The organism is Nocardia sp. CA-128927, assembly GCF_050955855.1.
Classification (GTDB): domain Bacteria; phylum Actinomycetota; class Actinomycetes; order Mycobacteriales; family Mycobacteriaceae; genus Nocardia.
Genome location: NZ_CP192087.1, coordinates 6,856,211 through 6,870,310 on the forward strand (window position 1 = coordinate 6,856,211; position 14,100 = coordinate 6,870,310).

The following is a 14,100-nucleotide window of genomic DNA, read 5'->3' on the forward strand; positions in this document are numbered from 1 at the left end:
TAACGCCCACTCATCTCTGCTTCTCCTTCTTTCTGATCCCGATGGCAGGCTTCGAGCCGTTCTTGGCTCGTTTCGTATCTCCGTTTACCGAGTGCCCGTTCGGCCCCGGCTCCCCGTCCAGCTTCCGGCGCAACACCGGACCGATCGCGGCAAGCGATTCGGGTGCGGTCATCGCCGAATGCCGGCACGGCAGTTCATGATCATCGACGGTGCCGGTGACGAACGGTTGCCACGCGGCCGCACGCCGTTCCGGATCGGCCCGGTTGATCTCGTCCGCGGCGGCGGTGAAGAACAGCAGGTCGCCGTCGAAGACGCGGGGTCGGAAGCTGTGCGCGAGCAGGGTGCCGTTGGTGTACCCGGCGTAGAGCCGTTCGAGGTGCTCGACGGTGAGCGCCGCGAACGGCCCCGGCCGCGCGCGCAGCAGCTCTGCCGCGTCGCGCAGGTTCATCGCCGGATCGAGCGGTGTGTCGAGCTGGTCGCTGCCGAACTCCTCGATGATCTCGGCCACGCTCGGGATCGCGTGCTCGAGCCAGGCATCGGAGAGCCGGTAGCTGTCCATCATCGACAGCATGGCGACCTGGTCGCCCGCTTCTTGCAGCCGCACCGCCACCTCGTGCGCGATCAGGCCGCCGAGCGACCAGCCGAGCAGATGGTAGGGCCCGGTCGGCTGGATCGACTTGATATGTGCCACATACTGTCCGGCGGCTTCAGCGATAGAGGCGAAGCCGTCCTCGCCCGCGACGTGCGGTGCCTGCAACCCGTACACCGGACGGTCCGGCGCGAGGTGTGCGAGCAGCCCCGAGTAACACCAGGCCAGCCCGATCGCGGGATGGATGCAGAACAGCGGTGCCCCGGAACCGTTCGGCCGGATCGGCAGCACCGGTCCCAGCGCCGCCGCGATGCCCGCACCCGAGCCGTCGAGGCGGGCGGCGATGGCCGCCGGGGTCGCCTCGCCGAACATCAGCTGCACCGGCAGGTCCAGGCCGTTGGCCCGCACCTGCGCAACAACTTTCGTGGCGAGCAGCGAGTTGCCGCCGAGTTCGAAGAACCCGTCGTCGGCACCCACCGATTCCATGCCGAGCACCGCGGCGAAGGCCGCGCACAGCGCCGCCTCCGACGGGGTCGACGGCGCGCGGTAGCCCTCCGCGGCGGCGAACACCGGTTCCGGCAACGCCTTTCGGTCCAGCTTGCCGACCGGGCTGAGCGGCACCTCGTCGAGCAGCATGATCGATTGCGGCACCATGTAATTCGGCACCAGCTCCGCCACGTGCTCGGTGAGCTCGGCCGTGGACACCTCGGACCCGTTGCGCGCCTTCACATATGACACCAGCGCGGTGGTTCCGGCAGGCGTGCGATGTCCGATGGTGGTGGAGAACTCCACCGCCCCGTGCCGTGCCAGCGCCGCGTCGATCTCGCCGAGTTCGATACGGAAGCCACGGATCTTGACCTGATGGTCGGTGCGACCGACGTACTCGATCTCGCGCACCGAGCCCGAGCCGCGACCGGCCGCCAGCGAACCCTGCCCGGACCACCAGCGCACCAGGTCGCCGGTCCGATACATCCGCTCCCCCGGCTTGCCGAAGGGATTCGCCACGAACCGCTGCGCCGTGAGGCCCGGCCGATCGAGGTAGCCCCGCGCCAATGCGGCGCCGGACAGATGCAATTCGCCGGTGACACCGACCGGTGCCGGGTGCAGGCGCATGTCCAGGATGGTCGCGCTGACGCCGCGGATCGGCCCGCCGATGGTGATCGGACCGCCGGGCGTCAACGGCTGGCCGATCACCGTGACGATGGTCGTCTCGGTCGGCCCGTACACGTTGTACAGGTTGCGGTTCGGCGCCCAGCGGGTGACCAGGTCCGGCGGCAATGCCTCGCCGCCGACCAGCACGTGCCGCAGCTCGGTGACCCCGGTCGGGTCGACCGTGCCGAGTGCCGAGGTGGTGATGAACGCGTGCGTGATCGCCTCGTCGATGAACACCCTGGCCAGGTCTTCCCCACCGACCACACCGGGCGGCGTGATCACCAGGGTGGCCGCGCCACCGAGCGCGAGCAGCAGGTCGAGCATCGCCGCGTCGAAGCTCGGCGTCGCGAAATGCAGGACGCGGCAACCGGGTTGGACGTCGAACCGCTGCGCGGTCTCGGCGGCGAAATTGGACAGACCACCGTGCGTGACCACCACGCCCTTCGGCGTACCGGTCGAACCGGACGTGTAGATCACATACGCCGGGTTGTCCATCCGCAGTGGCGCGGTGCGTTCCGCCGCGGTGATCGGTGCGTCGGACGAGTCGAGCACGAGTCCGCGGAAGTGCGCGTCGTCCAGCACGATCCATTCCACGCCGTCGGGCAGCTCGTCGCGGTAGTCGCCGAGGGTGATGCCCAGTGCCGCACCGGAATCCGACAGCATGTGCTCGATCCGATGGGCCGGATACAGCGGGTCGACGGGCACGAACGCGGCACCGGCCTTGGCCACCGCGAGCACCGTGGCCACCGACTCGACCGAACGCGGAATACCAAGAGCCACCAGCGTTTCCGGGCCGACACCACGACGGATCAGCACCCGTGCCAACCGATTCGTCCACCGGTCGAGCGCGTCGTAGCTGACCTGAGTGTCCTCGGTGCGCAACGCGATCGCCTTGCGATCGATGTTCGCCGCCGCCTCGAACACCTCCGGGAAGGTGACGGGACGGTCCGCCTCCGCACCGCGAACCGGGGCGAGCCCGGACCATTCGGCGGGATCGAGCAGCTCCAGATCCCCCACGGCGGTGGTCGGATTCGCGGCAACCGCGGCCAGCAACCGGACCAGCCGCTTGCCGAGCCGCAGCGCGGTCTGCTCGTCGAACAGGTCACTGGCGTAGTTCACCGACAGCGTGATGCCCGCCGGATCCCGTTCCGGTGTCTGCGATTCGGTCAACGTGAACTGCAGATCGAACTTGGCGATACCGGTATCGATATCGGCCGCCTCGATCCGCAGCTCGGGCAGGTCGAGCCCGCGCACCGGCTGGTTCTGCACCGAGAGCATCACCTGGAACATCGGGTGATGGGCCTGTGACCGTGCCGGATTCAGCACCTCGACGAGCCGCTCGAACGGCACGTCGGCGTGCGCGAACGCGTCGAGGTCGGTGTCGCGGACGGTGTGCAGCAGGTCGGTGAACCTGGCATCCGGGTCGATCCGGGTGCGCAGCACCAGCGTGTTGACGAACATGCCGATCAGCCGGTCCAGCGCGGGGTGGCCGCGCCCGGCGATGGGCGTGCCGACGGTGATGTCGTCGGTCGCGCTCATCCGGTGCAGCAGCACCGCGAGCGCGGCGTGCAGCACCATGAACATACTGACGTTGTTGCTGGTCGCGACCGTCCGCAGTTCCCGATGGGTGAACGCATCGACAGCGCATTCGACGAGCCCGCCACGGTAGGACGGCACCGGCGGGCGGCGCCGATCGGCGGGCACGGTGAGCAGCTCGGGGCTGCCGTCCAGGGTTCGCCGCCAGTACGCGAGCTGACGGCTCAGCACCGAGTCGACGTCGTTCTCGGCGCCGAGCGTGTCCTGTTGCCACAGTGTGTAATCCGCGTACTGGACGGTGAGGTCGGTCCAATCCGGTGTCTGTCCGGCGCAGGCCGCCCGGTAGGCGGTGGCCACATCCAGGGCCATCGGCTCGAGTGACCAGCCGTCCATGGCGATGTGGTGCACCACCAGGACCAGCACGTGTTCGTCGGACACCTCGGCCGGGTTCTGCACGCCGGTGTCGCCGTCGGGTGACACGGAGATCAGCGCGGCCCGGATCGGCACCATGCCCGCGAGGTCGAATCCCGGTGCGGCGAAACGCCTTACCGCGTCGTCGACCTCAGCCGGGGTGACCGTCGCGACGAACAGGGTGATCGCGGCGGCGGCCAGATCGAGTACCTGCTGGGCCGGTTCGCCGTTGGTCTCGGGGAACACGGTGCGCAGGGTCTCGTGCCTGGCCTGTACCGCGTGCAACGCCATGACCAGCGCGTCGACGTCGAGCTTGCCGTTCATCCGCAGCACGACCGGCACGTTGTAGGCGCCCGCCGTCAGGTCGGTCGATTCGCCGGATCCGTTGAAGCGGTTGAGGAACCACAGCCGACGCTGTGCCGCGGACAGCGGAATCCGCTCCGGCCGGTGGCGACGCGCCAACGCCGGACGTGCGTCCGAGCCCGCGGGCCCCGAGTCGAGCAGCGCGGCGAGTGCGGCCACCCGCGGCGCGGCGAACACGGTGCGTACCTCGAGGCGGATGTTCGTCGCCGCGGCCAGCCGGGCGACGAGTTGGGTTGCCAGCAGCGAGTTTCCGCCGATGTCGAAGAAGCTGTCGTCGGCGCGGATCGTGTCGACGCCGACCAGCTCCGCCATCACCCTGGCGACCAGTTGTTCGGACTCGGTCTCCGGCGCCCGCGCCGCCACATCGGCGATGAGTTGCGGTTCGGGCAGCGCGGCGGTATCCAGCTTGCCGACCGGTGTCAATGGAATGTGTTCCAGCACAGTGATACTCGTGGGCACCATGTGCGTCGGCAACTGCGCGCCCAGATGGGCGCGCACCGCCTCCACATCCACACCTGCGTGCTCGTCGGAAGCCTGCACGAACGACACGATCCGATCCGCGCCCGCGATCTGGCGAACCTCGGTGTGCGCGAACCGCACTCCGGGGTGCTCGCCGAGCGCGGCGGTGATCTCGCCGAGCTCGATGCGGAAGCCACGCACCTTCACCTGATGGTCGCTGCGGCCGAGGTAGCACAGCTCGCCGGCGCCGTTCCAGCGCACCACATCACCGGTCCGGTACAGCCGCGCACCGGCGGGGCCGTACGGGTCGGCCACGAAACGCAGTGCGGTGAGCCCGAATCGGTCGAAGTACCCGCGCGCCACGCCGTGGCCGCCGAGGTACAGATCGCCGGGCACGCCGACCGGCACCGGGTGCAGCCGCTCGTCGAGGACCAGTGCCCGCGCGCCGCGGACCAGCGTGCCGATGGTGACCGGCCGGTCGGCGGTGAGCGTCGCGATGGTGGCGACGACGGTCGTCTCGGTCGGCCCGTACCCGTTGAACATGGTCCGTCCCGGCGCCCAGCGGGCCACCAGATCGGGCGCGCACGCCTCGCCGCCGACCATCAGCGCACGCAGGTGCGGCAGCGGCCAGCGCTGGTGATCGATGGTGGACAGCGCGGCCGGGGTCAGGAAGGTGTGCGTGATCCGCTCGCGCTCCAGCAGCGCCGCCAGCTCGTCACCGCCGTAGACCTCCGGCGGGCAGATCACCATGGCCGCACCGGAACCCACCGCGAGCAGCAGGTCGAGCATGGCGGCGTCGAAGCTCGGCGAGGAGAAGTGCAGCGTGCGCGACTCCCGGTCGACCCGCATGCGGTCGCGCAGCTCGTCGGCGAAGTTGGACAGTCCGGCGTGGGTGACCGCGACGCCCTTGGGTTTTCCGGTCGAGCCGGACGTGTAGATCAGGTACGCGAGATCGGACGCCTCGATGGTGCACAGCCGGTCCAGGTCGTCGACCAGTGCGTCGTCGTGGGTGTCCAGTTCGGTGACGAAGCCGGGATCGTCCAGCAGCAGCCAGTCGGTCGCCGGACCGTCGGCGACGGCCGCGTACAGCCGCTCGGCGTGCTCGGCGACGGTGACGCCGACCCAGCAGCCCGCGTCGGTGAGCATGTGCCGGATCCGGTCGGCCGGGTAGTTCGGGTCGACCGGCACGAACGCGGCGCCGGACTTGACGACGGCGAGCAGCGTGACGATGGACTCGACCGATCGGGTGAGCCCGAGCGCGACCCGGTCACCGATCCCGATATCGCGGGCGAGCAGGGCGCGCGCCAGTCGATTCGAGCGGCGGTCCACTTCGGCGTAGGTGAGTGTGGCGCTGCCCGACTGCAGGGCGGTGCGCTGTGGATGCATGTGCGCGGTGGCGGTGAAGTACGCGGACAACGTGCACTGCGGCATCGTCGCCCCGCCGGTGGCCGGCGCGAACAGGCGCCGTTCCCGCTCGGTGCGGGCGTCGATGTCGCGCAACAGGACTCGCGGATCGGCGGTGACCGCCGCGAGCACCCGCAGGAACCGGTCGGCCAGGGTGTGGATCGTCGACTCGTCGAAAAGCTCGGCGGCGTAGACGAATTCGAAGGCCTGACCGGGTTCGCCCGGGCCCGCGTCGCAGCCGATGTGCGCGACCCGCAGTTCCAGGTCGAACTTGGCCAGCGCGATGTCGAGTTCCTCGGCACGCAACGCGAGGCCTGGCAGCTCCAGCACCGGGACGGGTCCGTCCTGCACGCTGAGCGCCACCTGGAACAGCGGATGACGGCCGGAACTCCGTGAGTCGCGGCCCAATTCCTCCACGATGCGCTCGAACGGGATGTCGGCGTGCGCCATCGCGGCCAGCTCGGTGTCCCGATCGGCGCGCAGCAGGCCCGCGAAGGTGCGGTCCGGATCGACGTCGGAACGCAGCACCAGCGTGTTGACGAACATGCCGACCAACTCGTCGAGCTTGGTGTCGGTACGACCCGCGACCGGTGTGCCGATCACGATGTCACGGCCGCCGGTGACCGAGCGCAGCAGCACCGCGAGGGCCGAGCGCAGCACCATGAACATGCTGACGCCCTGTTCCTTGCCGAGTTCGGCGAGGGCGTGCTGCACCGGTTCGGGCACCGTGAACTTCACCGCGCCCGCGCGCTGCGTGGGTTCGGCGGCCCGCGGCCGGTCGTAGGGCAGCGGGAGCTCATCGGGCAGATCCGCCAATGCGGTCCGCCAGTACGCCAATTGGTTGCCCGCGAGGCTGTCCAGGTCGTTCTCGTCGCCGAGGCAGGCGCGCTGCCACAGCCCGAAGTCCGCGTACTGCACCGGAAGTGGCGCCCACGCGGGCGCGGCGCCCTCGTGCCTGGCCACATAGGCGGCGGCCAGGTCCCTGGTCAGCGGGCCGAGTGACCAACCGTCGGCCGCGATGTGGTGCACCACGATGCCGAGCAGGTAGCGCTCGGATCCGGTGCGCAGCAACGTCGTTCGCAGCGGAGTGTCGCGAACCAGATCGAAGCCGGTGTGCGCCAGGGTGCGCAGTGCCGCCGCGGCACCCGCGTCGTCGACGTCGATCGGGTCGATCGTCGGCAGCGCGCGGGAGGTCGGCAGCACCGACTGCTGTGCCCCGTTGTTGTCCTCCGGGAAAACCGTCCGCAACACTTCGTGCCGCTCGACGACGTCGGTGAGTGCCGCGCGCAGCGCCGCCACGTCCAGATCACCGGCGATTCGGATAACGAAAGCGATGTTATATGCACTCGATTCGGGAGAATATCGATTGAGGAACCACAGTCGCTGCTGCGGCAGCGACAATGGAATGCGTCCCGGACGCGTGGTCTGCACAGCCAGCGCCAACCGCTGCGTCCGGGGCGCTTGCGTCAGCCGCTCGGCGACCCCCGCGACGGTGGGCGCCTCGAAGATCACCCGCACCGGCAGGTCGACCCCGAACTCCGCGTGCAGTGCCGCGGCCAGGCGGGTGGCCAGCAGCGAGTTGCCGCCGACGTCGAAGAAGCTGTCCTCGGCCCCGGTGACCGGACGGCCGAGGATGTCGCCGAATACGCCCGCGACCCGCAACTCCAGCTCCGTGTGCGGCGCACGCGAGGATCCGACGGCCGCGAAAACGGGTTCCGGGAACGCCTTTCGATCCAGCTTGCCCGCCGGAGTGACCGGCAGCTCGTCCAGCACGATGACCGACGCGGGCACCATGTATCCGGGCAGCCGCTGACGTGCGGTCTCGACGACCGCCGCGGCGTCCAGGGGCACCTCGGCCGTGACATACGACGCGAGCCTCGGCTGCCCCTGCTCGTCGGTATGCACCACGGTGAGCGCGAAGTTCACGCCGGGGTGGCCGCGCAGCACGTGGTCGATCTCGCGCAGCTCGATACGGAACCCGCGGATCTTGATCTGGTCGTCGGCCCGGCCCAGGAAGCGCAGCTGCCCTGCATTCACCCACCCCGCCGGCTCCGCCGACTGCCGTCCCCCGGGCGATTCGACGACCACCAGGTCGCCGGTGCGGTACATCCGCTCGCCGCGCCTGCCGTGCGGGTTGGCCGGGAATCGTTGCGCGGTCAGGCCGAAACGGCCGAGGTAGCCGCGCGCCAGCCCGGGTCCGGACAAGTACAGCTCGCCGGGAGTGCCCGGCGGCACCGGGTGCAGGCGTCCGTCCAGCACGAACAAGCGCATGCCACGGATCGGCCTGCCCAGCGGCACCGGACGACCCGGCACCATCGGACCGGTCGCGGTGGCCGCGACGGTCGCCTCGGACGGGCCGTACATGTTGTGCATGCGGTGCTCGACCGACCAGGTTTCGACGAGCTCCTCCGAGCACGCCTCGCCGCCGACGATGACCGCCTCGAGCTCGTCCAGGCCCGCGGTCGGCACGGTGGCCAGCGCGGCGGGCGTGACAAAGGCATGGGTGACCCGTTCGTCGCGTAAGAACGCCGCGAGTTCGGTGCCGCCGTACAGACCCGCAGGGGCAACGACAATGGTCGCGCCCGCGGCGAAACCGAGCAGCAGCTCGAGCACCGACGCGTCGAAACTGGGCGACGAGAAGTGCAGTGTCCGTGCCGAATCCGAGACGCCGAACAGGTGCATCTGCTCGTTGGCGAGGGACGCGAGCCCCGCGTGGGTGATGACCACTGCCTTCGGCGTGCCGGTCGATCCGGAGGTGTAGATGAGGTACGCCGGGTGCACCGTGCACAGCGGGTGATGCCGGTGCGTGTCGGTGATGGGATCCGTTGTGTAGTGCACGGATTCGGCGGCCAGCTCGTCGGAGCCGAGCACCAGCCAATCGACGTGGTTCTTGCGGTGCTTGCCGCGCGGCGCGGGCCATTCCGGCATGGCCGCAAGGCATTCGGCGTCGGTCAGGCCGAGCAGCGCACCGGAGTCGCCGATCATGTGCGCGATCCGCTCACCCGGGTAACCCGGATCGATCGGCACATACGCCGCACCGGTTTTCGCGACGGCCCACACCGCGGTGATGGCGTCCAGGCCGCGCGGCAGCGCGATCGCGACGACCACCTCGGGGCCCGCGCCGTGCTCGATCAGCGCGCGGGCCAGCTTGTTCGATGTCTCGTCGAGCTCGCGGTAGGTGGTGTCGATGCCGAGGTACCGCACCGCCACCGCGTCCGGCAGCCGTTCGGCGGTGTCGGTGAGCAGCTGCGCCAGCGTGCTGAACGGCTCGGCGGGCGAACCCGCGATCGGCACCAGGTTGGCGAGTTCGCGACGGTCCAGAATGGTCAGGTCGCCGATCGGCATGCTGGGCGCGGCGACGACCGCGTTGAGCACGGCGACGAAGCGACGAGCGAACGACTCGATCGTCGAAGCGTCGAAAATATCGGTGGCATAACCGAATTCGGCGGTCAGCGGACCGTCGGAGATGTCGTCGTGCACCACCAGTTGCAGATCGAACTTGGCGATATCGGAGACGATCGGCAGCACCTCGGCCTGCACGCCGGACAGCTCGACACGCAGGTCCGGCGCGCGGTCGTAGGACAGCATCACCTGGAACAGCGGGTGCCTGGCGGCCGAGCGTTCCGGGTTGACCACCTCGACCAGCCGCTCGAACGGCACGTCGGCGTTGGCGAAGGCGTTGAGGTCGGTCTCGCGCACAACGTCGAGCATGCGGTCGAAGCCCGCGGCCGGTTCGACCTCGGTGCGCAGTACGAGGGTGTTGACGAACATGCCGACCAGCTCGTCCAGCGCCGGATCGGAGCGGCCCGCGATCGGCGTGCCGATGGCGATGTCAGTGCTCGCGCACAACCGTGACAGCAGCGTGGCCAGCGCGGCGTGCAGCACCATGAACATGCTCACGCCCCGGGTGGCCGCCAGTTCGCCTGCGGCACGGCGGATTTCGGGGGCGATGGTGAATTCGACCCGGCCGCCGGTGGTGGACCGGCGCAGCGGGCGCGGGCGGTCCAGCGGCAGGTCGAGCTGGTCCGGCAGTCCGGCCAGCGCCGAACGCCAGTGGGTCAGTTGACCACTGAGCGCGCTCGCCGGATCGGATTCGTTGCCGAGCAGTTCGCGCTGCCACAGCGCGAAATCGGCGTACTGCACCGGCAGCGGTGTCCACTGCGGCGCGGCACCCTCGGTCCTTGCCGATACCGCGACCATCAGATCCCTGGCCAGCGGCGCGATCGACCAGCCGTCACCACAGATGTGGTGCAGCACGAGCAGGAACACCCAGCGGTCCGGTCCGGTGGTGTAGAGCGCCACCCGGATCGGTGCCTGGATGCGCAGATCGAAGCCGTATCCGGCGAATTCGGTGGCCAGTGCGGCGACGTCGGCGCCGGTGGCGTCGATCGGGTCGAGGGTGAGCGGGATCTCGGCGGCCGGATGGATCAGCTGGCACGGCCCGTCGGCCACCTCCGGGAAGGTGGTGCGCAGGCTCTCGTGCCGTTCGATCACGTCGACCAGACCGGCGCGCAGCGCCTCGACGTCGAGCGCGCCCTCGATCCGGACTGCCAGGGGCATGTTGTAGGCGGCGGCGTGTTCGGCGAACCGGTTGAGAATCCACAGCCGCTGCTGGGCCAGCGACAGCGGGATGCGCTCCGGCCGTTCGGCCGCAACGAGTTTCGGCGAGGCGACGTCGGTGGTGTGCGTGGCGAAGCACTGGGTGAGCGCGGCGATGGTCGACGCCTCGAACAGGTCGCGGATGGTGAGGCCGGTGCCGAGGGCGGCGTTGATCCTGGCCACCGCGCGGGCGGCGATCAGCGAGTTGCCGCCGAGGTCGAAGAAGCTGTCCTCGACGCCGATGTCGTCGGTGCCGAGCATCTCGGCGAAGATGCCCGCCAGCACGCGCTCCACCTCAGTGCGCGGCTCGGCGGTCGATCTGTTGGCCGCGCGGGCGCCGAGCACCGGCGCGGGCAGCGCCTTGCGGTCGATCTTGCCGTTGGCGCTGAGCGGCAGCTCGTCGAGCTCCATCAGCGCGGACGGCACCATGTACGCGGGCAGGGTGCGGCGCAGCGTGGTCAGCAGCGCGGCGGTGTCGATTCGGGAGACCGGATGCGGGAGACCGGCGCTGGGCACCGCGGGCCGATACTCGTCGGCGTCCAGGGCCGCGACGATGTAGGCGACCAGTTCGTCGCCGTTGCGGCCGGTGTGTGCCACGCAGACCGCCCTGGCGACCCGGTCGTCGGACAGCAGCGCCGCCTCGATCTCGCCGAGTTCGATGCGCAGGCCGCGGATCTTGACCTGGAAGTCGCTGCGGCCCATGTATTCCAGCACGCCTGGTCGACCGGTGGCGAGCTGCCAGCGGGCCAGGTCGCCGGTGCGGTACATCCGGGCGCCGGGGGTGAACGGGTTGGCGACGAAGCGGTCGGCGGTCAGCCGGGGCTGACCGAGGTAGCCGCGGGCCAGCTGCACACCGGCCAGATACAGCTCACCCACCACGCCCGGCGGGACCGGTCGCAGGCGCGAATCCAGCACGTAGGTCTGGGTATTCCAGACCGGTGAACCGATCGGCACACTCGCCGGATCGGACGTGCACGGCCAGTAGGTGACATCGACCGCAGCTTCGGTCGGGCCGTACAGGTTGTGCAGGGCAGGGTGATGCAATGCGGCGTGGAAGTCGCGGACGGTCGCGGCGGGCAACGCTTCACCGCTGCAGAACACCTGACGCAGGGCGGTGCAGCCGCGCACGTCGGTGTCGGTGACGAAGACCGACAGCATGGACGGTACGAAATGCGCCGTGGTGATGTGCTTTTCGGTGATGAGGCGGGCCAGGTAGCCGGGGTCGCGGTGGCCGTCGTGCTCGGCGACGACGAGACGCGCGCCGATCTGCAAGGGCCAGAAGAACTCCCAGACCGAAACGTCGAAAGTGGCCGGGGTCTTCTGCAAGACGGCGTCAGTGTGATCGAGCGGGTATTCGTGCTGCATCCAGCGCAGCCGGTTGACGATCGCGGCGTGGCTGACGCCGACGCCCTTGGGCTTTCCGGTCGAGCCGGAGGTGAAGATGACATAGGCGAGGTGGTCGGCGCACAGCGGTGCCGTGCGGTCGCCGTCGGTGATCGGGGTGCGGTCGAAGGTCGAGAGGTCGACGGTATCGATATCGAGTCGGTCCACCGGCAGGGTGAGTTCGTCGCGGTCGGCTGTCAGCACGCAGACCGGTGCCGCCTGGCGCACGATCTGCTCGATGCGTTCGGCCGGATGCTCCGGGTCCAGCGGCAGGTACGCCGCGCCCGTCTTGACGATCGCGTACATGCCGACGACGAGCTCGAGGCTGCGGCGCAGGCACAGCGCGACCACCTTCTCCGGTCCAGCACCGCGCGCGATGAGCAGGCGGGCCAGCCGGTTGGCGCAGTCGTCGAGTTCGGCGTAGGTGAGTGCCTCTTCGCCGAATTCGAGGGCGATGGCGTCGGGGCAGCTCGCAGCGCGCTCGGCGAACAGGCTCGCGAGGGTGCCGGTGTGTGGTGGGGTCTCGGTGGCGTTCCAGTCGTACAGGACCCGGTCGCGTTCGGTGGCGGTGAGCGCGGTGAGCGACTCGGCGAGGGTGTCCGGCGCGGAAGTGAGGAAGCGGGTGAGGAAATCGAGGTAGCGATCGTGGTGGGTGGTCACCTCGGTCTCGCTGTAGAGGCGCGGGTTGGCCTCGAAGTCGACGTGGATGCGATTGCCGACGCCGTTGTACAGGTTGACCGACAGGTCCTCGACGGGCCCGGTGGCCAGCACGTTCAGCGAGCCGACCAGGTTGCCGAACTTCAGCTCGTTGTGGAACAGCATGATGTTGACCATCGGGCCGAAGAAGCCGCGCGCGTCCCGGGAGTAGCCGCAGTCGCGGCGGATGTCGTCGTGCCGGTAGCGCTGATGGCGCAGCGCGCCGGTGATCTGCAGTTCGGTGGCTTTGACCACGTCGGCGATGGTGGTGTCGGCGGTGAACTTCAGCCGGATCGGCACCACATTCGACACCACTCCGGCCGAGCGGCGCAGCGAGACCGTGGTGCGCGCGGACACCGGCAGGCTCAGCACCACATCCGGATTCCCGGTCACCGAGCGCACATACGCGCCGAGCGCCGCGACGAACAGCGCCGAGTTGGCGGTGCCGAAGGCGGTGGTCGCCGCGTCCATCGCGGACTGGCAGCGGTCGTCGAGCACCGCGGTGGCGGTGCGCCTGCCCACGTCGTGGCTGGCCGCGGTGACGGTGACGCCGCCGAGGCTCATCGGCTCGCCCGCACCGGCCAGCTGTTCGAGCCAGTAGTCGCGGTCGGCGCGGAACCGGCTGGTGTCGCGGTAACGCACCTCGTCGGCGTAGATCTCGGCCAGCGGGGTCGCCCTGGACACCACCGGCTCGGTGTGGTTGTCGAATGCGGTGTAGATCTCGGCGGTGCGGGTGAGCGCGTTCATCGCGCCGTAGCCGTCGATCACGATGTGGTGCGCCCGGGCGTACCAGATGTGCTCCGAATCTCCGGTCCGCAGTACAACATTCGTGGTGAGCGGATCGTGTTCGAGATCGATCGGCGAGCTGGCGTGCTCGTTCATCCAGCGCATCGCCGCCGCGTGCGGGTCCGCCTCCGCGCGCAGATCGACCCGGGCCCAGCCCGGCCGACGCGTCGGATCGACCATCTGATGCGGGATTCCGTCGATCTCCCGCAGTCGCACCTGGCCGACCTGAGCTTCGGCACCGAAGCGCTCGATCGCGTAGAGCAACCGGCCGACATCGAGGTCACCGCGGATCTCCACATACTGGGCGATCGTCAATGGCACGTCCGGACGAATCCGCTGTGCGTACCAGAGGGCCGTTTGGGCCGGCGACAAGACGAATGGTTGTGCCGAAGATTCGCCCGATGAACATTGGTCGACGCTGTCCGTGGCCAATGAACTCATCAATCACTCCGTTCTGCCGCTGTTTGACGCAACTCCCCTAGCCCCGTCCCACAGCAGGCACGCAAGGCCGACCGTGGAACGTGATCCACGCCCTATGATTCGGAGCGTCTGATCGGCCGGATTGCCAACGTGGCGGATTTGTTTCACATCGCACGCTAACGGCGACAGCCTTGTTTGGCTAGCAAACGTTTAGCTAACTACACAAACCGCCCAGAAGGCACCACCGAAGTGTCAGGACATTCATGCGCTGACAAGCACTTACGGCCGCCCAAACGCACCCT

General features: G+C 69.3%; 1 protein-coding gene. It reads right to left on the reverse strand.

Features of this window, described 5'->3' with window-relative positions; genetic code table 11:
• Nucleotides 1-10 precede the first annotated feature (10 nt).
• A complete protein-coding gene (locus ACQPW1_RS31475; RefSeq protein WP_433655393.1) occupies nt 11-13,819 on the reverse strand; it encodes an amino acid adenylation domain-containing protein in 13,809 nt (4,602 codons plus the stop codon).
• Nucleotides 13,820-14,100 lie beyond the last annotated feature (281 nt).